Origin of the sequence: Buttiauxella sp. B2, from assembly GCF_006376615.1 — a bacterium.
In the GTDB taxonomy this organism is placed as follows: Bacteria; Pseudomonadota; Gammaproteobacteria; order Enterobacterales; family Enterobacteriaceae; genus Buttiauxella.
The window spans coordinates 11,836-37,434 of the sequence record NZ_VEXQ01000013.1; the positions used below are offsets into that span (position 1 = coordinate 11,836).

The 25,599-nt window shown below is 49.6% G+C and carries 21 protein-coding genes; 20 read left to right on the top strand and 1 reads right to left on the bottom strand.

All coding sequences use genetic code 11. The annotated features are described in order from the left end of the window. On the bottom strand, window positions 1–1,572 hold the full coding sequence (gene leuA / locus FH968_RS14870; RefSeq protein ID WP_139880792.1) for a 2-isopropylmalate synthase: 1,572 nt from the start codon (window positions 1,570–1,572) through the stop codon (window positions 1–3). 840 nt (window positions 1,573–2,412) lie between these two features. Between leuA and leuO the strand changes: the two genes are divergently transcribed. The 20 genes from leuO (at window position 2,413) to lpxC (ending at window position 25,597) form a co-directional block, all read left to right on the top strand. After that, entirely contained in the window at window positions 2,413–3,357 is a 945-nt protein-coding gene (leuO, locus tag FH968_RS14880) for a transcriptional regulator LeuO (protein ID WP_139880796.1), read from the top strand. A 412-nt stretch (window positions 3,358–3,769) separates the two neighbouring features. Next, window positions 3,770–5,494, top strand: coding sequence for an acetolactate synthase 3 large subunit (ilvI, locus tag FH968_RS14885; RefSeq protein ID WP_139880799.1), 1,725 nt, complete (start codon window positions 3,770–3,772; stop codon window positions 5,492–5,494). 2 nt (window positions 5,495–5,496) lie between these two features. Beyond that, window positions 5,497–5,988, top strand: coding sequence for an acetolactate synthase small subunit (gene ilvN, locus FH968_RS14890; RefSeq protein WP_139880802.1), 492 nt, complete (start codon window positions 5,497–5,499; stop codon window positions 5,986–5,988). A gap of 171 nt (window positions 5,989–6,159) precedes the next feature. Continuing rightward, window positions 6,160–7,164 carry a catabolite repressor/activator gene (cra, locus tag FH968_RS14895; RefSeq protein ID WP_139880805.1) on the top strand — a complete coding sequence of 335 codons (1,005 nt, stop codon included), beginning with the start codon at window positions 6,160–6,162 and terminating at the stop codon, window positions 7,162–7,164. 564 nt (window positions 7,165–7,728) lie between these two features. Further along, the gene (gene mraZ, locus FH968_RS14900; RefSeq protein ID WP_139880808.1) at window positions 7,729–8,187 is read left to right on the top strand and encodes a division/cell wall cluster transcriptional repressor MraZ; all 459 of its coding nucleotides are present in this window, start codon (window positions 7,729–7,731) and stop codon (window positions 8,185–8,187) included. A gap of 3 nt (window positions 8,188–8,190) precedes the next feature. Further along, window positions 8,191–9,132: a 16S rRNA (cytosine(1402)-N(4))-methyltransferase RsmH gene (gene rsmH, locus FH968_RS14905; RefSeq protein ID WP_139880811.1), complete on the top strand. Its 942-nt coding sequence runs from the start codon at window positions 8,191–8,193 to the stop codon at window positions 9,130–9,132. Continuing rightward, window positions 9,129–9,494 (top strand): cell division protein FtsL, encoded by a 366-nt coding sequence (ftsL, locus tag FH968_RS14910; RefSeq protein WP_139880814.1) that lies wholly within the window; start codon window positions 9,129–9,131, stop codon window positions 9,492–9,494. Before rsmH ends, ftsL begins: the two co-directional genes overlap by 4 nt. Before the next feature lie 15 nt (window positions 9,495–9,509). Continuing rightward, window positions 9,510–11,276 carry a peptidoglycan glycosyltransferase FtsI gene (locus tag FH968_RS14915; RefSeq protein ID WP_139880817.1) on the top strand — a complete coding sequence of 589 codons (1,767 nt, stop codon included), beginning with the start codon at window positions 9,510–9,512 and terminating at the stop codon, window positions 11,274–11,276. Then, the gene (murE, locus tag FH968_RS14920) at window positions 11,263–12,750 is read left to right on the top strand and encodes a UDP-N-acetylmuramoyl-L-alanyl-D-glutamate--2,6-diaminopimelate ligase (protein WP_139880820.1); all 1,488 of its coding nucleotides are present in this window, start codon (window positions 11,263–11,265) and stop codon (window positions 12,748–12,750) included. The genes FH968_RS14915 and murE overlap by 14 nt, the downstream gene beginning before the upstream one ends. After that, window positions 12,747–14,105 (top strand): UDP-N-acetylmuramoyl-tripeptide--D-alanyl-D-alanine ligase, encoded by a 1,359-nt coding sequence (murF, locus tag FH968_RS14925; RefSeq protein ID WP_139880823.1) that lies wholly within the window; start codon window positions 12,747–12,749, stop codon window positions 14,103–14,105. The genes murE and murF overlap by 4 nt, the downstream gene beginning before the upstream one ends. Then, window positions 14,099–15,181: a phospho-N-acetylmuramoyl-pentapeptide-transferase gene (gene mraY / locus FH968_RS14930; RefSeq protein ID WP_064556689.1), complete on the top strand. Its 1,083-nt coding sequence runs from the start codon at window positions 14,099–14,101 to the stop codon at window positions 15,179–15,181. Before murF ends, mraY begins: the two co-directional genes overlap by 7 nt. A 2-nt stretch (window positions 15,182–15,183) precedes the next feature. Then, window positions 15,184–16,500, top strand: a complete 1,317-nt coding sequence (gene murD, locus FH968_RS14935; RefSeq protein ID WP_139880826.1) for a UDP-N-acetylmuramoyl-L-alanine--D-glutamate ligase — start codon at window positions 15,184–15,186, stop codon at window positions 16,498–16,500. Beyond that, a complete protein-coding gene (gene ftsW, locus FH968_RS14940) occupies window positions 16,500–17,744 on the top strand; it encodes a cell division protein FtsW (RefSeq protein ID WP_139880829.1) in 1,245 nt (414 codons plus the stop codon). Before murD ends, ftsW begins: the two co-directional genes overlap by 1 nt. Beyond that, the gene (gene murG, locus FH968_RS14945; RefSeq protein WP_139880832.1) at window positions 17,741–18,808 is read left to right on the top strand and encodes an undecaprenyldiphospho-muramoylpentapeptide beta-N-acetylglucosaminyltransferase; all 1,068 of its coding nucleotides are present in this window, start codon (window positions 17,741–17,743) and stop codon (window positions 18,806–18,808) included. The genes ftsW and murG overlap by 4 nt, the downstream gene beginning before the upstream one ends. A gap of 73 nt (window positions 18,809–18,881) precedes the next feature. Beyond that, window positions 18,882–20,357 (top strand): UDP-N-acetylmuramate--L-alanine ligase, encoded by a 1,476-nt coding sequence (gene murC / locus FH968_RS14950; protein WP_139880835.1) that lies wholly within the window; start codon window positions 18,882–18,884, stop codon window positions 20,355–20,357. Continuing rightward, window positions 20,350–21,270, top strand: coding sequence for a D-alanine--D-alanine ligase (locus tag FH968_RS14955; protein ID WP_139880838.1), 921 nt, complete (start codon window positions 20,350–20,352; stop codon window positions 21,268–21,270). Before murC ends, FH968_RS14955 begins: the two co-directional genes overlap by 8 nt. A gap of 1 nt (window position 21,271) precedes the next feature. Further along, on the top strand, window positions 21,272–22,105 hold the full coding sequence (ftsQ, locus tag FH968_RS14960; protein ID WP_139880841.1) for a cell division protein FtsQ: 834 nt from the start codon (window positions 21,272–21,274) through the stop codon (window positions 22,103–22,105). A gap of 2 nt (window positions 22,106–22,107) precedes the next feature. Beyond that, window positions 22,108–23,364 carry a cell division protein FtsA gene (gene ftsA / locus FH968_RS14965; protein ID WP_034460940.1) on the top strand — a complete coding sequence of 419 codons (1,257 nt, stop codon included), beginning with the start codon at window positions 22,108–22,110 and terminating at the stop codon, window positions 23,362–23,364. A gap of 63 nt (window positions 23,365–23,427) precedes the next feature. Beyond that, window positions 23,428–24,579 carry a cell division protein FtsZ gene (gene ftsZ, locus FH968_RS14970; RefSeq protein WP_064539921.1) on the top strand — a complete coding sequence of 384 codons (1,152 nt, stop codon included), beginning with the start codon at window positions 23,428–23,430 and terminating at the stop codon, window positions 24,577–24,579. A 100-nt stretch (window positions 24,580–24,679) separates the two neighbouring features. Continuing rightward, window positions 24,680–25,597, top strand: a complete 918-nt coding sequence (gene lpxC, locus FH968_RS14975) for a UDP-3-O-acyl-N-acetylglucosamine deacetylase (RefSeq protein WP_139880844.1) — start codon at window positions 24,680–24,682, stop codon at window positions 25,595–25,597. Window positions 25,598–25,599: the final 2 nt, after the last annotated feature.

Sequence of the window (25,599 nt, forward strand, 5' to 3'; positions counted from 1 at the left end):
TCACACGGTTTCCTGATTATTTTCTTTATTATGAGCTTTGCGTTGCAATTCTTTTTCGACGATGCCAGCGCGCCAGATATTGTTCAGTACGTTAATCATTGCTTTTGCTGATGATTCCACGATATCGGTCGCCAGACCCACTCCATGGAAGCGACGGCCTTTATGGGTCACAACGATATCTACCTGACCCAGAGCATCTTTACCCTGACCTTTCGCAGATAACTGGTATTTCACCAGCTCAACATCGTAATTTGTGATGCGGTTAATCGCCTGGTAAACCGCATCGACCGGGCCGTTACCCGTGGCCGCTTCTGAATGTGTTTCTTCACCGCAATGTAACTGAACGGAAGCGGTGGAAATCACACTTGAGCCAGACTGCACGTTGAAATATTCCATGCTGAAATGTTCTGGCTCTTCTTGTTGTTTACCGATGAAGGCCAGCGCTTCCAAATCGTAATCAAAGACCTGACCTTTTTTGTCGGCCAGTTTCAGGAAGGCGTCGTACAAAGAGTCCAGGTTGTAATCAGCTTCTTTATAACCCATCTCTTCCATGCGGTGTTTTACAGCGGCGCGGCCGGAGCGAGAAGTCAGGTTCAGCTGTACCTGATTCAGACCGATGGTTTCTGGTGTCATGATTTCGTAGTTTTCGCGGTTTTTCAGCACACCATCCTGGTGGATACCTGAGGAGTGAGCGAAAGCATTCGAACCGACAACGGCTTTGTTAGCTGGAATTGGCATGTTGCACAGTTGGCTTACAATCTGGCTGGTGCGGTAGATTTCATGGTGATTGATGTTGGTATGTACGCCCAACATTTGGCTGCGCACTTTGATAGCCATAATGACTTCTTCCAGTGCGGTGTTACCGGCTCGTTCACCGATCCCGTTCAATGTGCCTTCAACCTGACGAGCACCTGCCTGAATTGCAGCGATGGAGTTGCCAGTCGCCATGCCTAAATCGTCGTGGCAGTGAACGGAGATAATGGCTTTATCAATGTTTGGAACGCGATTGTACAGGGTTTGAATGATGCCGCCGAACTGAACTGGCGTGGTGTAACCCACAGTATCTGGGATGTTGATAGTTGTAGCGCCTGCGCCGATTGCGGCTTCTACGATACGGCACAGGTTGTCGATTGGTGTGCGACCAGCGTCTTCACAAGAGAATTCGACGTCGTCGGTGTAGTTACGGGCACGTTTTACGGAATTGACTGCGCGGGCTAAGACATCATCAAAGGTACTACGTAATTTGGTTTCGATGTGCATGGTTGAGGTGGCCAGGAACACATGAATACGAAACGCTTCGGCAATTTTCAACGCTTCAGCAGCAACATCGATATCTTTATCTACACAACGAGCGAGGCCACACACACGGCTATTTTTGATATTGCGTGCGATGGTTTGCACAGATTCAAAATCGCCAGGAGAGGAAACCGGGAAGCCTACTTCCATCACGTCAACACCCATACGTTCCAGCGCCATCGCGATTTGCAGCTTCTCTTTTACACTCAGACTTGCCTGTAATGCCTGCTCACCATCACGTAAGGTGGTATCGAAAATAATGACTTGTTGGCTCATGTTGTGTTCCTTTCTCGTCTTTGGGGCCGTTGCTACGAGCATAAAAAAACCCGCGCAGTGGCGCGGGTTTTTTATATCTGATGGCTTGAATCAACGCTTGATGTCGCCCACCAGTCTACCGCGCAATAAAGTTGCGTTTAGTAGTAGTCCTAGTAGGCGGTTGCTGCGAATCATGTTTCAAGCCCCAAGTGAATTTCGTTATGCATTTATTGGTACTTGATCTGTCTTGCTGTGTCAACACTCGATGCTATCAGACATGGATTTAGTGCTAGTAAAGGATGCGAGCTCGTTAGTTCTTTATTCTGAGATATGAGAATTTTATAATATATCTAAAAAGTATGAAAAAGGATTGCTTACTTCTTTTTACGGAATTGAAATCGTTAGAAACAATTAAAAATAATATGCTCCCTATTGGTATCATTCACTGGAATTATGATTCTGGTGCAATAATTACTACTTTTATTCAATTTTAGGAATTTATCATCTTTCTTTATTGCTTGGTTATTAGTAGGGCATATGTTTCCGAATGCGAGATGTTATCTATACTTAATATATTATTCACAGGGCGAATTATTGTGCGAGGAGTCATTTTGTGATTTGATGAGCACGATCCAGTAATCAACTGACGAAAGAATAAAAACATATAGGACTTTTCTTGTTTTACTAGGTTTGTCAGTCGCTGAAGTCGTGTTGGTATGTTAGTGAACATTAATTAATAGTTAATATTTTGAATGATGTTTTCTATTGTAATAATCAGCATGTTCTGCTTAGCAAATGATAATAGGGGTAGCTCGCAGGGTTCATCTGCGAAAAGGAATTGCAATCTTAGTGGAGTTAGTCATGTCTGATAATTATGTAGAACAACCGGTAGCCAATGAAGGTTTTAAACCTCAATTGCGTTCTGTTGATTTAAATTTATTAACTGTATTTGATGCTGTTATGCAGGTGCAGAATATTACCCGTGCGGCTCAGTCTTTAGGAATGTCTCAACCCGCAGTAAGCAATTCGGTCGCCCGCCTAAAAATTATGTTCAACGATGAGCTCTTTGTTCGCTGTGGCCGCGGTATACAACCTACAGCTCGGGCCTTTCAGCTGTTTGGTTCTATCCGCCAGGCATTACAGTTGGTGCAAAATGAACTACCTGGTGCCGGTTTTGAGCCGAGCAGCAGCGAAAGGGTATTTAACATTTGTGTCAGTAGCCCGTTAGACAATTTGTTAACATCCGTCATCTTTAATAATATGAAGCGCTTTGCTCCGGGTATTCAGTTACTCTTTAAATCAGCGTTAAATAAAGACATTGAACATCAATTGCGATATCAGGAGACAGAGTTTGTTATTAGTTATACTGAATTTCGCCGTCCTGAGTTCACTTGTGTACCGTTGTTTGAAGATGAAATGGTGCTGGTAGCCAGTAAGAAACATCCGCGTTTAATTAAACCAATTACAGAAGATGATGTTTATAACGAAAAGCATGCTGTCGTGTCGCTTGAGCGTTTTGCTTCATTTAGTGCACAGTGGTATCAAACTCCGGAAAAACAAGCCTGCGTTGCCTATCAGGGAATGGCGATGACAAGTGTTTTAAATGTCGTATCGCAAACACAACTGGTTACCATCGCACCGCGTTGGTTAGCCGAAGAGTTTGCTGATTCACTTAACTTACAGACATACACATTACCGCTGAAAGATAATCTATTGACCTGCTATTTATCGTGGCACGAAGCTGCCGGGCGCGATAAAGGGCATCAGTGGATGGAAAAACTACTGACGAGTGTTTGTAGTAAATAGATTCATAAGCTTATCTCGAGTGGGCCGGATCGTGAAAAGGATCCGGTTATTCTTCTTTTCTTCTTTTTCTTGGTATTTTACGCTGTAATGGTTTTTAAGTTTTCGTTCCAGATAATACAATAATTCCTGCCTAAATTAGATTTAACCTGCAAAGTCAGCTTTCATAATATTTTCAATCATAATCTTTACTTATGCTCAGAGCATAACTCCGCCAGATAAGGGTTTTGTAGTGTTCGTAAGGAAACCCTCTTTTGTAACCTGAAGATTGGCAATTGATTGCCTGATTTTCAACGGTTATGTTAGGCGGATTATCAAAAATAAAAAGACATATGCAGGGCGCAACAACCTGCCTCAACGACTAAGCCGAAATGATTTCTGCTGTCGGTCAAACACGTAAGCCGGGAGGCAAACCATGGAGATGTTGTCAGGAGCCGAGATGGTCGTCCGATCTCTTATCGATCAGGGCGTTAAACATGTATTCGGTTATCCAGGAGGCGCTGTTCTCGATATTTATGATGCGCTCCATACTATTGGCGGCATTGATCATGTGCTGGTGCGCCATGAACAAGCGGCAGTGCATATGGCTGATGGTCTTGCACGTGCAACGGGTGAGGTTGGCGTAGTTCTGGTGACTTCAGGGCCTGGTGCTACAAACGCCATTACCGGTATTGCTACGGCTTATATGGATTCCATCCCAATGGTGGTGCTGTCCGGCCAGGTGGCGACATCCCTCATTGGTTATGATGCATTTCAGGAATGCGACATGGTGGGGATTTCTCGTCCGGTCGTAAAGCACAGCTTTTTAGTCAAACGAACAGAAGATATTCCTGGCATCATCAAAAAAGCCTTCTGGCTTGCTGCAAGCGGGCGTCCAGGGCCAGTGGTTGTGGATTTGCCTAAAGACATTATGAGCCCGGCAAACAAACTTCCATACAGCTACCCTGAATCTGTGAGTATGCGTTCTTATAACCCGACAACACAGGGCCACAAAGGGCAGATTAAACGCGCGTTGCAAACTTTGCTGGCGGCGAAAAAACCGGTGATGTATGTCGGCGGTGGGGCGATTACTTCTGCTTGTCATGACGAATTGCGCGAACTCGCGCAGAAACTGAATATTCCGGTCGTCTCTTCGTTAATGGGATTAGGCGCATTTCCTGGTACACATCGCCAGGCGTTAGGCATGCTGGGAATGCACGGGACTTACGAAGCCAACATGGTAATGCATAACTCCGACGTTATTTTCGGTGTTGGCGTGCGCTTTGATGACCGTACCACCAACAATCTGGCGAAGTACTGCCCGAATGCGACTGTGTTACATATTGATATCGACCCAACCTCCATTTCCAAAACGGTTGGCGCGGATATTCCAATTGTTGGTGACGCACGACAGGTTCTGCAGCAAATGCTGGAACTGTTGGCTCAAGAAGATACTCAACAGTCTTGTGATGAAATCCGTGACTGGTGGCAGCAGATTGAGCAATGGCGTGCGCGTCAGTGCCTCGAGTTTGATCGCACCAGCGATAAAATTAAGCCACAGGCGGTTATCGAAACTATCTATCGACTGACGCAAGGCGAGGCGTACGTTACGTCTGATGTCGGCCAGCACCAAATGTTTGCTGCCCTCTATTACACCTTTGATAAACCACGCCGTTGGATTAATTCTGGTGGTCTTGGCACGATGGGATTTGGTCTGCCAGCTGCGTTGGGGGTTAAACTCGCATTACCGGAAGAAACCGTAATTTGCGTTACAGGCGATGGCAGTATTCAGATGAATATTCAGGAGCTTTCTACTGCATTGCAATACGGGTTGCCGGTGTTGGTGCTTAACCTTAATAACCGCTATCTCGGCATGGTGAAGCAGTGGCAGGATATGATTTATTCTGGTCGTCACTCCCAATCTTATATGGAGTCTTTGCCTGACTTTGTGCGAGTGGCGGAAGCCTACGGCCACGTTGGGATAAATATTAATACTCCCCAAGAGCTGGAAAGCAAGCTGACTGAGGCTCTGGAAGCCGTTCGTAATCAGCGTCTGGTATTTGTTGATGTAGCAGTTGATGGCACTGAGCATGTGTACCCGATGCAGATCCGTGGCGGTGGTATGGATGAGATGTGGCTAAGTAAAACGGAGAGAACCTGATCATGCGCCGGATATTATCTGTATTACTCGAAAATGAGTCCGGGGCGCTGTCCCGCGTTATTGGTTTGTTCGCACAACGTGGCTACAACATTGAAAGCCTGACGGTCGCACCAACTGACGATCCCACGCTGTCTCGTATGACTATCCAAACGGTAGGTGACGAAAAAGTGCTTGAGCAAATTGAAAAGCAACTCCACAAGTTAGTGGATGTTCTGCGTGTCAGTGAGCTAGGGCAGGGCGCGCATGTTGAGCGTGAAATCATGCTGGTGAAAGTGCAAGCGAGTGGTTATGGGCGTGAGGAAGTGAAGCGCAACGCAGAAATCTTCCGTGGGCAAATCATTGATGTCACACCAACGCTCTACACGGTTCAGCTAGCAGGAACCAGCGACAAACTGGACGCATTCCTGAATACCATCCGTGAAGTGGCAAAAATTGTCGAGGTGGCACGCTCGGGTATTGTAGGCGTTTCCCGCGGCGATAAGATCATGCGCTAGCCCTAAAAGACATTTGAAAAGCAACCCGGTAACCTGTGCCGGGTTTTTTTTTGCAAATTACGCAACAACTGCCAGCAAAAGCGGTTGCCCGAGTTATTATTCTGCGCTTAGATGATAAAAATGAAACCATGACCAGGGCATGGTTATGGAAATCCTAAATAAGGGGCTACTGTGAAATTGGATGAAATCGCGCGCCTGGCTGGAGTTTCGCGCACCACGGCGAGCTACGTCATCAACGGTAAGGCAAAGCAGTATCGCGTCAGCGATAAGACCGTTGAGAAAGTCATGGCGGTTGTACGCGAACATAACTACCACCCGAACGCGGTGGCCGCAGGATTACGTGCCGGTCGTACGCGCTCTATCGGATTAGTTATTCCCGATCTTGAGAACACCAGCTATACCCGTATTGCGAACTATCTGGAGAGACAGGCTCGCCAACGCGGATATCAACTGCTGATTGCTTGCTCTGAAGATCAGCCCGATAACGAAATGCGCTGCGTTGAACATCTGTTACAGCGCCAGGTGGATGCAATTATCGTTTCAACGTCATTGCCACCTGAGCATCCTTTCTATCAGCGTTGGGCACATGATCCGTTCCCCATCATTGCGCTTGATAGAGCATTAGATCGTGAAAACTTCATCAGCGTAGTGGGTGCTGATCAAGAAGACGCAGAAATGTTGGCCAGTGAGTTACGTACTTTCCCAGCCGAAACAGTTCTTTATCTGGGCGCATTACCTGAACTTTCTGTCAGCTATTTGCGTGAACAAGGGTTCCGCACGGCCTGGAAAGATGATCCGCGTGAAGTGCATTTTTTATATGCAAACAGCTACGAACGCGAAGCTGCAGCCCAGTTATTTGAGAAGTGGCTTGAAACGCATCCGATGCCGCAGGCTTTGTACACCACTTCATTTGCATTGCTACAAGGTGTTATGGATGTAACGTTGCGCCGTGAAGGTCATCTACCGTCTGAGCTGGCGATTGCCACGTTTGGAGACAATGAACTGCTCGATTTCCTGCAATGCCCAGTATTGGCTGTTGCGCAGCGTCATCGCGATGTCGCTGAGCGTGTGCTGGAATTGGTGCTCGCCAGCCTTGATGAGCCACGTAAACCAAAGGCCGGACTAACCCGTATTCGCCGTAATCTATACCGTCGTGGTAGTTTAAGTCGTCACTAACAAGACATGGCAGTTGCGGCTGCCATTCTTAATTAAGAATATTCCAGTTTTATTTCCCTTATTTATTAAGGTAATTATTTTTCATCAGTAATGGATAATCCTTTAATTTCTGAATCGATATAATTCCCGTCTTTGTATTATTTTGTTACATAGCAATATGTAAAAATGCCGGATAATTAAACAATAGCGACCTGATGTAAATCAAACTTACCCGCCAGCCCGCGTTTCGCCTACATCGGACGCTGTTATCCTGTCGAGAAATACCTTAAAATGCCGACCGCGTCGCAAACTGAACACTTCATATTTTACCTGTCAGGTTTTCAGTCGATTTAACGATATTTATGCTTATTGGTCTTTTTTCTTTCAAATATTCATAACGTTAATTTTGCATCGTGGATGTAGTGCCTTTTCACGTCAGTCATTTATCAATCGCTTAGGAGATGAAAATTATTTCCATCAGCGTTGTAGCTTGCTTGACAAGGTTTTCCTCCGCTCCGTAAACTCCTTTAGGTGGGATTTTGTGGGTCAAAGTGGTGGAAAGGGGAATTTAAGGGTGAGGCTGGCATGTTCCGTGGGGCAACATTAGTCAATCTCGACAGCAAAGGGCGGCTTGCCGTACCTACCCGTTACCGGGAAAAGCTTGTCGAAACTTCTGAAGGTCAGATGGTCTGTACCATCGACATCCATCACCCATGCCTGCTGCTTTATACCCTTCCCGAGTGGGAAATTATTGAACAAAAGCTAGCTCGTCTGTCGAGTATGAACCCTGTTGAACGTCGCGTGCAGCGATTGTTACTGGGCCATGCCAGTGAATGTCAGATGGATAGTGCCGGGCGATTGTTGCTTGCACCAGTTTTGCGCCAACACGCTGGGCTAACCAAAGAAGTGATGCTGGTTGGGCAGTTCAATAAGTTTGAACTGTGGGATGAAACGACCTGGCATCAACGGGTCAAGGAAGACATCGACGCTGAGCAGGCTACGACGACTACGTTGTCGGACCGTCTGCAGGACTTGTCACTATAAATAATGATGGAAAATTTTAAACATACTTCGGTGCTGCTTGATGAGGCCGTGAACGGTCTGAACATACGTCAGGATGGCATCTACATTGATGGCACATTTGGTCGCGGTGGCCATTCTCGTTTGATTCTTTCCCAACTGGGACCAGAAGGACGACTGCTGGCTATTGACCGCGATCCACAAGCAATTGCGGTGGCGCAGGCCATTGACGACCCACGCTTCTCCATTATTCATGGGCCTTTCTCTGAATTAGCTGAATACGCACGCGAACGCGACTTGCTGGGAAAAATTGACGGCATCCTGTTGGATCTTGGCGTTTCTTCCCCACAACTTGACGACGCCGAACGTGGTTTCTCATTTATGCGTGACGGCCCGTTGGATATGCGTATGGACCCGACTCGTGGGCAGTCTGCCGCAGAATGGTTGCTCAATGCAGAAGAAGCTGACATCGCCTGGGTGATTAAAACCTTTGGTGAGGAGAAGTTTGGTAAGCGTATCGCGCGCGCTATTATTGAGCGTAATCGCGAACAACCGATGACCCGCACCAAAGAATTGGCAACAGTTGTGGCTGCGGCAATGCCGGTAAAAGACAAATTCAAACACCCTGCTACGCGTACATTCCAGGCTATTCGCATCTGGATTAACAGCGAACTTGAAGAAATTGAACAGGCCCTTAAAGGTTCGATTGAAACACTGTCACCGGGTGGCCGTTTGTCGATTATCAGCTTCCATTCTTTGGAAGACCGCATTGTTAAGCGTTTTATGCGTGAGAACACCCGTGGGCCACAGGTTCCAGCGGGCATTCCCATGACTGAAGCCCAGTTGAATAAACTCGGCGGCAGGTATTTAAAATCAATTGGCAAAATGATGCCAGGTGATGAAGAAGTGGCGGAAAACCCACGCGCGCGCAGTTCTGTATTGCGCATTGCTGAAAGGACAAACGCATGATCAACAAAGTGGCAGAAGCCCTCAGTAAAGTTACTGGCCAGCTAAGCAGTGGCGAGCGACATGCACTACCAACAGTGATTGGTGGTGACTTATTGCGTCACGGGAAAATGCCACTGATCTTGTTCGCCGCCATTATCATTACCGCCATTTTTGTTGTGACCACCGCGCACCACACCCGCCTGCTTACCGCGCAACGTGAGCAAATGGTGGTGGAGCGTGATGCGTTGGACATCGAATGGCGCAACCTGATTTTGGAAGAAAACGCACTGGGCGATCATAGCCGAGTGGAGCGGGTCGCGACGGAAAAGCTGCAACTGCAGCATGTCGACCCATCGCAGGAAAACATCGTAGTTCAGCAATAAGGAATCGCGTGACAGATGAGAGCAGCGGCCAAAACGCTTAAACCGAAACGCCAGGAAGAACAGGCCAACTTTGTAAGTTGGCGTTTTGCGTTGCTTTGCGGTTGCATTTTGCTGGCGCTGGTTTTCCTGTTGGGGCGCGTTGCCTGGCTGCAAATCATCGCGCCGGACATGCTCGTTCGCCAGGGTGATATGCGCTCGTTACGTGTGCAAGAAGTTTCAACTTCCCGCGGCATGATTAGCGACCGTGCAGGCCGTCCACTGGCTGTCAGCGTGCCGGTAAATGCGATTTGGGCAGACCCGAAAGAACTGCATGATGCAGGTGGCATTACGCTGGATAATCGCTGGAAAGCGTTGGCGGATGCTCTGAAAATTCCTCTCGACCAACTTGCTTCCCGTGTTAACAGCAATCCAAAAGGTCGCTTTATTTACCTGGCTCGCCAGGTAAACCCTGATATTGGCGACTACATCAAAAAACTGAAGCTTCCTGGGATTCACTTACGCCAGGAATCCCGTCGTTATTACCCTTCTGGCGAAGTGACCGCTCACTTGATTGGTTTCACAAACGTGGATAGCCAGGGTATCGAGGGCGTGGAAAAAAGCTTCGACAAATGGCTAACCGGCCAACCTGGCGAGCGCATTGTGCGTAAAGACCGTTTCGGTCGCGTCATTGAAGACATTTCATCAACCGATAGCCAGGCTGCTCATAACCTGGCTTTGAGCATTGATGAACGCTTACAGGCTCTGGTTTATCGTGAACTCAACAACGCGGTTGCTTTCAATAAAGCAGAATCAGGCAGCGCAGTGTTGGTGGATGTCAGCACTGGTGAAGTATTAGCGATGGCGAACAGCCCATCCTACAACCCAAATAATTTAAGCGGAACCCCGAAAGATGTGATGCGTAACCGCACCATTACGGACGTTTTCGAGCCGGGTTCAACAGTCAAACCGATGGTTGTCATGACAGCGCTGCAACGCGGCGTAGTGCGTGAAAATACCGTTCTGAATACCGTGCCGTACCGCATTAATGGTCATGAGATCAAAGATGTGGCGCGCTATAGCGAATTGACCCTTACCGGGGTGCTACAGAAGTCGAGTAACGTCGGGGTTTCCAAACTGGCGTTAGCGATGCCCTCCTCAGCGTTGGTAGATACTTACTCACGTTTTGGACTGGGAAAAGCGACCAATTTGGGGTTGGTCGGAGAACGCAGTGGCTTATATCCGCAAAAACAACGGTGGTCTGACATAGAGAGGGCCACCTTCTCTTTCGGCTACGGGCTAATGGTAACCCCGTTACAGTTAGCGCGAGTCTACGCAACGATTGGCAGCTATGGCGTTTATCGCCCGTTGTCGATAACGAAGGTTGATCCACCGGTTCCAGGTGAGCGTATTTTCCCTGAACCGCTGGTCCGTACCGTCGTTCATATGATGGAAAGTGTGGCATTGCCTGGTGGTGGTGGTGTGAAAGCGGCCATCAAAGGCTACCGCATTGCAATTAAGACCGGTACTGCGAAAAAAGTCGGGCCGGATGGAAAATACATCAACAAATACATTGCTTACACAGCAGGCGTTGCGCCAGCCAGTAACCCGCGTTTCGCGTTGGTTGTGGTAATTAACGATCCGCAAGCAGGTAAATATTACGGTGGTGCCGTCTCTGCACCTGTGTTTGGTGCCATCATGGGCGGCGTTCTGCGCACCATGAATATCGAACCGGATGCTCTGGCGACAGGTGAAAAAAGTGAGTTTGTAATTAATCAAAATGAGGGATCAGGTGGCAGATCGTAATTTGCGCGACCTTCTCGCTCCGTGGGTACCAGCGCTACCCGCGAGAGCTCTGCGAGAAATGACACTCGATAGTCGCGTGGCGGCATCGGGCGACCTTTTTGTGGCTTTAGTAGGCCATCAGGCAGACGGGCGTCGATATATTCCGCAGGCAATTGCACAAGGCGTAGCTGCGGTCGTAGCTGAAGCTGAAGGCGAAGCAAATGATGGCGAAATCCGTGAAATGCACGGAGTACCGGTTATTTACCTGAGCCAGCTGCATCAACGTCTCTCAGCTTTGGCAGGGCGTTTTTACCGCGAGCCTTCAAGTGCATTGCGCCTGGTTGGCGTAACCGGCACTAACGGTAAAACCACCACCGCTCAACTGCTTGCTCAGTGGAGCCAGTTATTAGGCGAAACCAGTGCTGTGATGGGTACTGTGGGTAATGGTCTGCTCGGGAATGTAAAACCAACCGAAAATACCACGGGTTCCGCCGTCGACGTACAGCAAGTGCTTGCTAACCTTGCTGAACAAGGCGCGAGCTTTGCCGCGATGGAAGTTTCCTCACATGGTCTGGTTCAGCACCGTGTTTCCGCTTTGAAATTTGCTGCCAGCGTGTTCACCAACCTTAGCCGTGATCATCTCGATTACCACGGTGATATGGCGGGATACGAGGCCGCAAAATGGCTGCTGTTCTCCGAACATGATTACGGCCATGCAATCATCAATGCTGATGATGAAGTAGGACGCAATTGGTTAGTGCGTTTACCTGACGCAGTTGCCGTTACGATGGAAGATAATTTGCAGCCTGGCTGGCGTGGCCGTTGGTTGAAAGCAACCAATGTGCATTATCACGATGGCGGGGCAACCGTTCGCTTCAGTTCTTCCTGGGGCGACGGTGAAATCGAAAGTCGCCTGATGGGGGCCTTTAACGTCAGCAACTTGCTGTTAGCGTTGGCAACCTTGTTAGTGCTTGATTATCCAATTGAAGAATTGCTGAAAACCGCGCCAAGCCTGCAACCTGTTTGTGGTCGTATGGAAGTTTTCAGTGCCCCGGGTAAGCCGACAGTAGTGGTGGATTATGCCCACACGCCGGATGCTCTGGAAAAAGCATTGCAAGCCGCCCGTTTACATTGCAGCGGTAAGCTGTGGTGTGTCTTCGGTTGCGGTGGCGATCGTGATAAAGGCAAACGCCCAATTATGGGTGGTATCGCTGAACAATATGCGGATGTGGTGGTAGTCACTGACGACAACCCTCGTACAGAAGAGCCGAAAGCGATTGTTGCCGACATTCTGGTTGGCATGCTGGATGCGGGTCGTGCACATGTGGTTTCTGGTCGTGCAGAAGCGGTAACCAACGCGATTATGCAGGCAAGTGAAAATGATGTGGTTTTGGTAGCAGGCAAAGGGCACGAGGACTATCAGATTGTTGGTACGCGCCGCCTGGACTACTCAGACCGTGTTACTGTCGCCCGCTTGTTGGGGGTTGTTGCATGATCCGCGTTTCATTGAGCCAACTTGCCACTGTCCTTAATGGCGAGTTGCACGGTGCTGATGCTGATATCAACGATGTCACCACCGACACACGTAAGTTAACGCCGGGTTGCCTGTTTGTCGCACTGAAAGGTGAACGTTTTGATGCGCATGGTTTTGCGCAAGATGCAGTCAGCGGTGGGGCAGGGGCGTTGCTGGTTAGCCGTAAGCTGGACGTTAACGTTCCTCAGCTCGTCGTTGCAGATACACATCAGGCCTTCGGTGAACTGGCGGCATGGGTTCGCCAGCAGGTGCCAACGCGAGTTGTCGCACTAACCGGATCTTCTGGTAAAACCTCTGTTAAAGAGATGACTGCAGCAATTTTGCGCAAGTGCGGTAATACCTTGTATACCGCTGGGAACCTGAATAACGATATTGGCGTGCCAATGACGTTATTACGCCTGACACCAGAATATGAATATGCGGTCATCGAGCTTGGTGCAAACCATCAAGGTGAAATCGCCTGGACGGTTGGTCTGACTCGCCCTGAAGCTGTGTTGGTGAACAACCTGGCGGCTGCACATCTCGAAGGTTTTGGCTCGCTTGCGGGGGTTGCGAAAGCAAAAGGTGAGATTTTCACGGGTTTACCGGCAAACGGTATCGCGATTCTCAATGCGGACAATAATGACTGGCTGAACTGGCAAGAAATTATTGGCGATCGCAAAACCTGGCGTTTCTCCCCGAACGCAACTGGAAGCGATTTTACCGCGACCAATGTGCACATCACCGCTCATGGTACTGATTTCACCATCAAAACGCCGGTTGGCGATATCGATGTGACGTTGCCGTTGCCGGGTCGCCATAATATTGCCAATGCTCTGGCTGCAACATCACTTGCGATGGCTGTTGGTGCATCTTTGGAAGTGGTTAAAACAGGTCTTGCTGACCTTGAAGCTGTTCCCGGTCGTTTGTTCCCGATTCAACTTTCCGAAAACCAACTTCTACTCGACGACAGTTACAACGCCAATGTGGGGTCAATGACTGCCGCAGCGCAGGTCTTGTCTGAAATGCCGGGTTTCCGCGTGATGGTTGTTGGGGATATGGCCGAGTTGGGCGCTGAATCTGTTGAGTGCCATCGTCAGGTCGGCGAAGCAGCAAAAGCGTCAGGCATTGATTGCGTACTGAGTGTGGGCACTCTGAGCGAAATAATCAGTCTTGCTTCTGAAGTTGGTGAACACTTTACCGATAAGCCTTCTTTAATCGTGCGTCTGAAAGCGCTTATCAAAGAGCATTCAATGATTACCATTTTAGTTAAAGGTTCACGTAGTGCCGCCATGGAACAGGTAGTACGCGCATTACAGGAGAATGGAACATGTTAGTTTGGCTGGCCGAACACTTGGTCAAATATTATTCCGGCTTTAACGTCTTTTCCTATTTGACGTTTCGCGCCATTGTCAGCCTGCTGACTGCTCTGTTTATCTCGTTGTGGATGGGGCCGCGTATGATTGCTCGTTTGCAGCAACTTTCCTTCGGTCAGGTTGTGCGTAACGACGGCCCTGAATCTCATTTTAGCAAACGTGGAACACCAACGATGGGCGGGATTATGATCCTGACTTCTATCGTTATTTCCGTCTTGATGTGGGCTTATCCGTCAAATCCATATGTCTGGTGCGTATTGTTCGTACTGGTAGGTTATGGGGCGATTGGCTTTGTCGATGACTACCGCAAGGTCGTCCGCAAAGACACTAAGGGGTTGATTGCCCGATGGAAATACTTTTGGATGTCTGTCATCGCGCTGGCTGTTGCCTTCACGATGTACAGCGCAGGGAAAGGAACGCCAGCCACCGAGCTGGTTGTGCCGTTCTTTAAAGACGTGATGCCTCAGCTTGGTCTGTTCTACGTACTGCTGGCGTACTTTGTTATTGTCGGCACCGGTAATGCAGTAAACCTGACTGATGGTCTCGACGGCCTGGCGATTATGCCAACCGTGCTGGTTGCATCTGGTTTTGCGCTAGTGGCCTGGGCTACGGGTAACATTAAATTCGCAGAATACCTGCATATCCCTTATTTGCGTCATGCAGGGGAGTTGGTCATCGTATGTACGGCTATTGTTGGCGCAGGGCTTGGTTTCTTGTGGTTCAACACCTACCCAGCACAAGTCTTTATGGGCGATGTCGGCTCGCTTGCTCTGGGCGGTGCGCTCGGAACTATCGCTGTGTTGTTACGCCAAGAATTCCTGTTGGTCATTATGGGCGGGGTGTTTGTGGTTGAAACACTGTCTGTCATCTTGCAGGTTGGCTCCTTCAAATTGCGCGGACAACGCATTTTCCGTATGGCCCCGATTCATCACCATTATGAATTGAAAGGCTGGCCGGAACCGCGAGTCATCGTGCGCTTCTGGATTATTTCACTGATGCTGGTCCTGATCGGCCTTGCTACCCTGAAGGTGCGATAGCTATGACTGATTACCAGGGTAAAAAAGTCGTTATTATCGGATTAGGCCTTACTGGCCTGTCTTGCGTGGACTTCTTCCTGGCCCGTGGTGTTACGCCACGCGTAATGGACACACGCATCTCACCACCGGGCCTGGAAAAACTGCCAGAAGCGGTGGAGCGACATACTGGCTCACTCAACGAAGACTGGTTGTTAGCGGCTGACTTGATTATTGCCAGCCCTGGTATTGCTGTAGCCCATCCTGCATTGAGTCGTGCCGCAGATGCTGGTGTTGAAATCATCGGTGATATCGAACTTTTTTGCCGCGAAGCGCAGGCACCGATTGTGGCGATTACCGGTTCTAACGGTAAAAGTACCGTTACCACATTGGTCGGTGAAATGGCGAAAGCGGCGGGTGTGAATGTAGGCGTTGGTGGAAACATTGGCCTGCCTGCATTGATGCTGCTTGATCAAAACTGCGAGCTGTATGTTCTTGAGCTATCTAGCTTCCAGTTGGAGACCACCTTCAGTCTTAAAGCGGCAGCGGCAACCATCCTTAACGTGACTGAAGATCATATGGATCGCTATCCATTTGGTCTGCAGCAGTATCGTGCGGCAAAACTGCGTGTTTATGAAAACGCTGCGGTTTGCGTTGTGAATGCAGATGACGCGTTAACAATGCCTGTGCGCGGTGCAGACAGCCGCTGTGTCAGTTTTGGTGTGGACGTCGGCGATTATCATCTGAATAACCAGCAGGGTAGCACCTGGCTGCGGGTGAAAGGCGAGAAGGTACTGAACACTAAAGAAATGAAAGTGGTGGGGCGTCATAACTACACCAACGCGCTTGCAGCATTGGCGTTGGCTGATGCGGTGAAACTTCCACGCTCCAGCAGTCTCAAAGCGCTCACTGCCTTTACCGGTCTTGCTCACCGTTTCCAGCTTTCATGGGAGCGTAATGGTGTGCGTTGGATTAACGATTCCAAAGCGACCAACGTCGGCAGCACTGAAGCTGCGCTGAACGGTTTGCAGGTCGATGGGACGTTACATCTGCTATTAGGGGGTGATGGCAAATCAGCCGATTTCTCATCATTGGGTCAGTACCTGCAAGGTTCTGCCATTCGCCTTTACTGCTTTGGCCGTGATGGTGCAGAACTTGCCGCATTGCGCCCGGACGTTGCCGAGCAAACTGAAACTATGGCTCAGGCTATGCAACTCATTGCCGCTCGAGTACAGCCTGGTGACCTGGTTCTGCTTTCACCAGCTTGCGCAAGCCTCGATCAGTTCAAAAACTTCGAGCAACGTGGCGACCAATTTACCCAACTTGCGAAGGAGCTTGGCTGATGCGCTTATCTTTCCCTCGCCTGCGTATGCCTCGCGTGCCTGGATTTGCCATCCTGGGCTGGTTGGGATCGGCGCTTAAAGGCTGGGTGATGGGCTCCCGGGAAGCGGATTCCAACAACATAGTCATGTACGACCGTACCATGTTATGGCTGACTCTCGGGCTGGCCGCGGTTGGTTTTATTATGGTGACATCTGCGTCTATGCCTGTAGGGCAGCGCCTGGCAAACGACCCATTCCTGTTTGCGAAACGTGATGGGTTGTACATCATTCTGGCGTTTGTATTAGCGATGTTCACATTGCGTTTGCCGATGGATTTCTGGCAGCGCCACAGTACTGCCTTGTTGCTTCTATCTATTGCGATGCTGTTGATTGTACTGGTTGTGGGTAGCTCGGTTAACGGTGCATCACGTTGGATTGCTTTCGGTCCATTGCGCATTCAGCCTGCTGAATTCACTAAGTTGTCGCTGTTCTGTTATCTCGCCAACTACCTGGTACGTAAAGTTGATGAGGTGCGTAATAACCTGCGCGGCTTCCTCAAACCGATGGGCGTTATTCTTGTATTAGCAGTTTTACTGCTGGCGCAGCCTGACCTTGGTACGGTGGTTGTGCTTTTTGTTACTACGCTGGCCATGTTGTTCCTGGCGGGTGCCAAACTCTGGCAGTTCCTCGCGATTATCGGCATGGGGATCTCCGCCGTTGTGCTGTTGATCCTTGCCGAACCCTACCGTATTCGCCGCGTAACATCCTTCTGGAATCCGTGGGATGACCCATTTGGCAGTGGCTACCAGTTAACACAATCTCTGATGGCGTTTGGCCGCGGTGAATTGTGGGGACAGGGGTTGGGTAATTCAGTCCAAAAGCTCGAGTATTTACCAGAAGCGCACACTGACTTCATCTTCTCAATTATCGGAGAAGAGCTGGGATATATCGGTGTGGTGCTCGCTTTATTGATGGTATTCTTCGTGGCTTTTCGTGCGATGTCCATCGGTAAACGGGCATTAGAAATGGACCAACGTTTTGCGGGTTTTTTAGGCTGCTCAATCGGGGTTTGGTTTAGTTTCCAGGCTCTGGTAAACGTAGGGGCTGCGGCGGGTATGCTGCCGACCAAAGGTTTGACATTGCCACTGATCAGTTACGGTGGTTCGAGCCTGTTAATTATGTCTACAGCAATCATGATGTTGCTGCGTATTGATTATGAAACACGTCTGGCTAAAGCGCAGGCGTTTACGAAGGGTGTGCGATGAGTAACCAATCCCGGCGGTTAATGGTGATGGCTGGTGGAACCGGCGGGCATGTGTTCCCGGGTCTGGCAGTAGCACATCACTTAATGGCTCAGGGCTGGCAAGTACGCTGGCTCGGTACCGCCGATCGTATGGAAGCAGACTTAGTTCCTAAACATGGGATTGAGATCGATTTTATTCGTATTTCAGGTTTGCGTGGTAAAGGCCTGAAAGCGATGTTGCTGGCGCCAGTACGTATTTTCAATGCCTGGCGTCAGGCGCGAGCCATCATGAAAACCTATCGTCCGGACGTTGTTCTTGGCATGGGTGGGTATGTATCAGGGCCTGGCGGCCTGGCGGCCTGGTCGCTTGGTATCCCCGTTGTGTTGCATGAGCAAAACGGAATTGCTGGGTTAACCAATAAATGGCTGTCAAAAATTGCGAAGAAAGTGATGCAGGCATTTCCAGGTGCATTCCCGAATGCTGATGTAGTTGGCAATCCGGTTCGTACCGATGTGTTGGCTCTGCCATTACCTCAAGAACGCTTTGCAGGACGTGAAGGCCCGGTGCGGGTCTTAGTCGTTGGTGGTTCTCAGGGAGCCCGTGTGCTGAACCAGGCTATGCCGCAAGTTGCTGGTCGTATGGGCGAAGCGGTCACCATTTGGCACCAATGTGGCAAAGGTGGTCAGGAAGCGGTGCAGCAGGCCTACGTTCAGGCCGCACAGCCTCAGCATAAAGTGACCGAATTTATTGATGATATGGCTGCCGCTTATGCGTGGGCCGATGTCGTGGTCTGTCGTTCCGGAGCTTTAACCGTCAGCGAAGTCGCGGCCGCAGGATTACCTGCACTGTTTGTTCCTTTCCAGCACAAAGATCGGCAGCAATATTGGAATGCGTTGCCACTTGAAAAAGCTGGAGCGGCAAAAATACTGGAGCAACCGCAGTTTACCGTGGATGCCGTAACCCAAACTCTCGCCGGGTGGGACAGAGCGACGTTATTGGCAATGGCCGAGCGTGCGCGAGCTGCATCCATTCCTGATGCCACAGAGCGGGTAGCAAATGAAGTGAGCGCCGCAGCACTAGCGTAATCATGGTGGGTGGCGGTGATGTTGCTGCCCATGAATATTTGAAGTAATGGCGTTTGACGCTGTAGGTTAGAAAATGAATACACAACAACTGGCGAAACTGCGTTCTATCGTGCCCGAGATGCGTCGCGTCCGGCACATTCACTTTGTTGGCATCGGCGGCGCCGGTATGGGCGGTATTGCCGAAGTTTTAGCTAACGAAGGTTACCAGATCAGCGGGTCTGATTTGGCACCGAACCCGGTCACTCAGCAGTTGTCGGCGCTGGGCGCCACAATTTATTTTAATCATCGCCCTGAAAACGTACTGGATGCGAGCGTAGTGGTGGTTTCTACCGCTATCTCTATGGATAACCCAGAAATTGTTGCCGCTCATGAAGCGCGTATACCTGTTATCCGCCGTGCCGAAATGCTGGCTGAATTGATGCGCTTTCGTCATGGCATTGCCATTGCCGGTACGCATGGCAAAACGACCACTACAGCGATGGTTTCTAGTATTTATGCAGAAGCAGGTCTCGACCCTACTTTTGTTAACGGTGGTCTTGTTAAAGCGGCTGGAACACATGCGCGCTTAGGTCACAGCCGTTACCTGATTGCAGAAGCTGATGAGAGTGATGCGTCATTCCTCCATTTACAGCCGATGGTTTCTGTGGTGACAAATATCGAAGCTGACCACATGGATACCTACCAGGGCGACTTCGAAAACTTAAAGCAGACGTTTATTAACTTCCTGCACAATCTGCCGTTTTATGGTCTGGCGGTGATGTGCGTGGACGATCCGGTTATCCGTGAGCTGTTGCCACGTGTAGGCCGCAAAATTACTACTTACGGTTTCAGTGAAGACGCAGACGTTCGCATCGAAAGTTATCAGCAGAAAGGCCCGCAGGGACATTTTACGATTGTGCGCCAGGACAAACCTGCTTTGCATGTCACGCTGAACGCACCGGGTCGCCACAATGCGTTAAATGCGGCTGCCGCGGTGTCTGTTGCTACTGAAGAAGGCATTGATGATGCTGACATTCTGAGTGCGTTGGAAAGTTTCCAGGGAACGGGGCGCCGCTTTGATTTCTTGGGCGAATATCCACTCGCACCTGTGAATGGAAAAGAGGGGTCTGCCATGTTGGTGGATGACTATGGCCACCATCCGACAGAAGTTGATGCCACCATTAAAGCTGCACGTGCGGGCTGGCCGGATAAAAACTTGGTCATGATCTTCCAGCCGCACCGTTTCACACGTACCCGCGATTTGTACGATGATTTTGCTAACGTATTGTCACAAGTGGATTCGTTGCTGATGCTAGATGTTTATTCTGCTGGCGAAGCTGCAATTCCAGGGGCCGATAGCCGTTCGTTGTGCCGTACCATTCGTGGCCGCGGAAAAGTCGATCCAATTCTGGTACCAGACGCCAGTCAAATTGCGGACGTTTTAGCACCACTTTTGTCGGGAAATGACTTGATCCTGGTGCAAGGTGCAGGAAATGTCGGGAAAGTTGCCAGAAACCTGGCTGAATTTAAATTGCAGTCCCACACTAAGGAGGGCGAACAAAATGGTTGATAAAATCGCTGTCCTGCTGGGCGGGACCTCCGCTGAGCGTGAGGTTTCATTGCAATCAGGTGCTGCCGTACTTGCAGGCCTCAGAGAAGCAGGAATTGATGCGCACGAAGTTGACCCGAAAAATACGCCAGTTACTGAACTGAAAGCACTGGGTTTTGACAAAGTATTTATTGCCTTACACGGTCGCGGCGGAGAAGACGGGACGCTGCAAGGCTTACTTGAACTCCTAAAGTTGCCTTACACCGGTAGTGACGTGATGTCTTCTGCTGTCACTATGGATAAACTGCGTACCAAATTGCTGTGGAAAGGTGCGAATTTACCTGTTGCTCCATGGGTTGCGCTAACACGCCGAGATGTAGATGCAGGGATCTCCGGTACAACAGTAGAACATATTGCAAGCTTAGGGCTTCCAGTCATCGTTAAGCCAAGCCGTGAAGGCTCAAGCGTTGGTATGTCTAAGGTTGATAGCGTTGCAGCACTGCCAGCAGCGCTTGAATTAGCCTTTGAGCATGACGAAGAAGTGCTGATCGAGAAATGGTTAAACGGCCCTGAATATACCGTTGCGATTCTCGGCGATGAAATTTTACCGTCAATACGTATCCAACCCGCTGGAATTTTCTATGATTATGAGGCGAAGTATCTCTCTGATGAGACACAATATTTCTGCCCGAGCGGTTTAATCGAGCAGCGCGAGCAAGAATTACAGGCTTTAGTGCTGGAAGCCTGGCAAGTTTTGGGCTGCAGTGGTTGGGGGCGTGTAGACGTCATGCTGGATAGCGACGGGCAGTTTTATCTGCTGGAAGTGAATACGTCGCCTGGCATGACTAGCCATAGTCTGGTGCCGATGGCGGCACGTCAGGCTGGGATGACCTTCTCTCAACTGGTAGTGCGAATTCTGGAGTTGGCAGACTGATATGTCGCAAGCAGCTCTGAATACGCGTAATCGCCAGGAAGAAGAGGAAACCAGTTCTCGTCGTAGTAACGGTGGGCGACTGGCCGGGATTATTTTCCTGAGTGCAGTACTGTTTACGGTATTTATCGGCGGCTGGATAGTGGTTGGCTGGATGGAAGATGCACAGCGTCTGCCACTCTCCAAGTTGGTGGTTACTGGTGAACGGCATTACACCCGTAACGATGATATTCGCCAGTCGATTCTGGCTCTTGGGCCGCCAGGTACTTTTATGACCCAGGATGTGAATATCATCCAACAGCAAATTGAACGTTTGCCATGGATTAAACAGGCGAGTGTTAGAAAGCAGTGGCCGGACGAATTGAAGATTCATCTGGTTGAATATGTACCCATAGCGCGCTGGAATGATCAGCACATGATTGATGCGCAAGGAAATTCGTTCAGTGTTCCGGCAGAACGCGCCGCAAAGCAGACTTTACCTATGTTATCCGGGCCTGAAGGCAGTGAAGGTGAAGTATTGCAAGGCTATCGCGCAATGGGCGAAGTGCTGGCAAAGGATAAATTTACGCTAAAAGAAGCGGCGATGACCGCTCGTCGCTCCTGGCAATTAACGTTGAATAACGGCATTAAGCTCAATTTGGGCCGAGGCGATACGATGAAACGCTTGAGTCGCTTTGTAGAACTTTACCCTGTTCTGCAGCAACAAGAGCAAACCGACAATAAAAGGATTAGCTATGTCGATTTGCGTTACGACTCAGGTGCGGCAGTGGGTTGGCAACCTGCTCCGGTAGAGGAACCTAATCCTAATCAGCAACAGAATCAGGCACAGGCAGAATAACAATGATCAAGGCGACGGACAGAAAACTGGTAGTAGGACTGGAGATCGGTACCGCAAAGGTTGCCGCTTTAGTAGGGGAAGTTCTGCCTGACGGTATGGTCAATATTATTGGCGTGGGCAGCTGCCCATCGCGTGGTATGGACAAGGGTGGCGTAAACGATCTCGAGTCAGTCGTAAAATGTGTTCAGCGTGCAATTGATCAGGCTGAATTAATGGCTGATTGCCAGATATCTTCGGTCTACCTTGCGCTGTCAGGTAAGCATATTAGCTGCCAGAACGAGATTGGCATGGTGCCAATCTCAGAAGAAGAAGTGACGCAGGAAGACGTTGAGAACGTTGTTCACACCGCAAAGTCAGTGCGTGTACGTGACGAACATCGTGTTTTGCACGTTATCCCGCAAGAATACGCAATTGACTACCAGGAAGGCATCAAAAATCCTGTAGGTTTATCGGGTGTGCGTATGCAGGCTAAAGTGCACCTGATTACCTGTCACAACGATATGGCGAAAAACATCGTCAAAGCAGTTGAACGTTGTGGCCTTAAAGTTGACCAACTGATCTTTGCAGGGCTTGCGGCAAGCTACGCAGTATTGACCGAAGATGAGCGTGAATTAGGGGTCTGCGTGGTTGATGTCGGTGGTGGTACTATGGACATCGCGGTATACACTGGCGGTGCATTGCGCCACACCAAAGTTATCCCTTATGCAGGGAACGTGGTGACCAGTGATATCGCCTATGCCTTCGGCACACCGCCGAGTGATGCAGAAGCCATTAAGGTGCGTCATGGTTGTGCGTTGGGTTCGATTGTAGGTAAAGACGAAAACGTTGAAGTGCCAAGTGTGGGGGGGCGCCCACCGCGAAGCCTGCAACGTCAGACGCTCGCTGAAGTTATCGAGCCCCGTTATACCGAGTTGTTGAACCTGGTAAACGAAGAGATTTTGCAATTACAAGAGCAACTTCGCCAGCAAGGTGTGAAGCACCACCTGGCCGCGGGGATTGTACTAACGGGTGGCGCGGCGCAAATTGAAGGCCTGGCAGCCTGTGCGCAGCGTGTGTTCCATACGCAAGTGCGTATTGGACAACCGCTAAATATTACTGGCCTGACTGATTATGCCCAGGAGTCCTATTACTCCACCGCAGTCGGCCTGCTGCACTACGGGAAAGAAACACATCTCAGTGGTGAAGCAGAAGTGGAAAAACGAACCTCTGTCGGCTCATGGATTAAACGAATCAACAGCTGGCTGAGAAAAGAGTTTTAATTTTTATAAGAGACCAGACAAAATTAGTGGTCTCAGGCGACAGGCACAAAACGGAGAGAAACTATGTTTGAACCTATGGAACTGACCAACGACGCGGTGATTAAAGTCATCGGCGTCGGTGGTGGCGGCGGTAATGCCGTTGAACACATGGTGCGTGAACGCATCGAAGGTGTTGAATTCTTTGCAGTGAATACTGACGCTCAGGCGTTACGTAAAACTGCGGTAGGCCAGACTATCCAGATTGGTAATGGTATTACCAAAGGTCTGGGAGCTGGAGCGAACCCTGAAGTGGGTCGTACCGCTGCGGAAGAAGACCGTGACGCGTTACGTGCCGCACTTGAAGGTGCAGACATGGTATTTATCGCCGCAGGTATGGGTGGCGGTACAGGTACAGGTGCAGCACCTGTAGTTGCAGAAGTTGCCAAAGATCTGGGCATCCTGACCGTAGCTGTTGTGACTAAGCCTTTCAACTTTGAAGGTAAGAAGCGCATGGCTTTTGCGGAGCAGGGTATTGCCGAGCTTTCTAAGCATGTTGACTCACTGATCACCATCCCTAACGACAAACTGTTGAAAGTGCTGGGCCGTGGTATTTCTTTGCTAGACGCTTTCGGTGCAGCAAATGACGTATTGAAAGGCGCAGTACAGGGTATCGCTGAACTGATCACTCGTCCGGGTCTGATGAACGTCGACTTTGCTGACGTGCGTACCGTAATGTCAGAAATGGGTTATGCCATGATGGGTTCTGGTGTTGCAAGTGGTGAAGACCGAGCAGAAGAAGCGGCAGAAATGGCAATTTCCAGCCCACTTTTGGAAGACATCGATCTGTCTGGCGCTCGTGGTGTTCTGGTTAACATCACCGCTGGCTTTGATCTGCGTCTGGATGAGTTCGAAACTGTGGGTAACACTATCCGTGCGTTCGCTTCTGATAACGCCACTGTAGTAATCGGTACTTCTCTGGACCCAGAGATGAACGACGAACTACGTGTGACCGTGGTTGCAACCGGTATTGGTATGGACAAGCGTCCAGAAATTACTCTGGTGACCAACAAACAAACTCAGCAGCCTGTTATGGATCGCTACCAGCAGCACGGCATGGCTCCGCTTCAGCAAGAGCAAAAACCTGTTGCTAAAGTAGTGAACGACAATACGCCACAAACGACGAAAGAGCCTGATTATCTGGATATTCCAGCGTTCTTGCGTAAGCAAGCTGATTAAGAATAAACCGGAAGTTGGGGATTTTCGCTCTTTGTGCTAAACTGGTCCACCGATTGTGATATACACTTCGGTTGGATAGGTAATTTGGCGAGATTATACGATGATCAAACAAAGGACACTTAAACGTATCGTTCAGGCGACTGGTGTCGGTTTACATACCGGCAAGAAAGTCACACTGACGTTGCGCCCTGCGCCGGCAAATACCGGGGTCATCTATCGTCGCACCGACTTGAATCCTCCGGTAGATTTTCCGGCAGATGCCAAATCTGTGCGTGATACCATGCTCTGTACTTGCCTGGTGAACGAGCAGGATGTGCGGATTTCTACCGTTGAACATTTGAATGCCGCCCTTGCGGGATTGGGTATTGATAACATCATTGTTGAAGTCAATGCCTCAGAAATCCCAATTATGGACGGCAGTGCAGCGCCATTCGTTTACCTGCTGCTTGATGCCGGGATTGACGAATTAAACTGTGCGAAGAAATTTGTTCGCGTTAAAGAAACAGTTCGCGTTGAAGATGGCGATAAATGGGCTGAATTCAAGCCGTACAATGGTTTTTCGTTGGATTTCACCATCGACTTTAACCACCCGGCGATTGATGCAAGTACCCAACGCTACAGCATGAACTTCTCTGCAGATGCATTTATGCGCCAGATAAGTCGTGCTCGCACCTTCGGTTTCATGCGTGATATCGAATATCTGCAGTCCCGTGGTTTGTGCCTGGGCGGTAGCTTCGATTGTGCCATCGTTGTTGACGATTATCGCGTACTGAACGAAGACGGCCTGCGTTTTGAAGATGAATTCGTTCGTCACAAAATGCTTGATGCAATTGGTGACTTATTCATGTGCGGCCATAACATTATTGGCGCATTTACTGCCTATAAATCTGGTCATGCACTGAATAACAAATTGCTTCAGGCAGTTCTGGCGAAACAGGAAGCCTGGGAATGGGCAACCTTCGAAGACGATGCCGAACTTCCGTTAGCGTTCAAAGCACCGAAAATGGTTCTGGCATAACA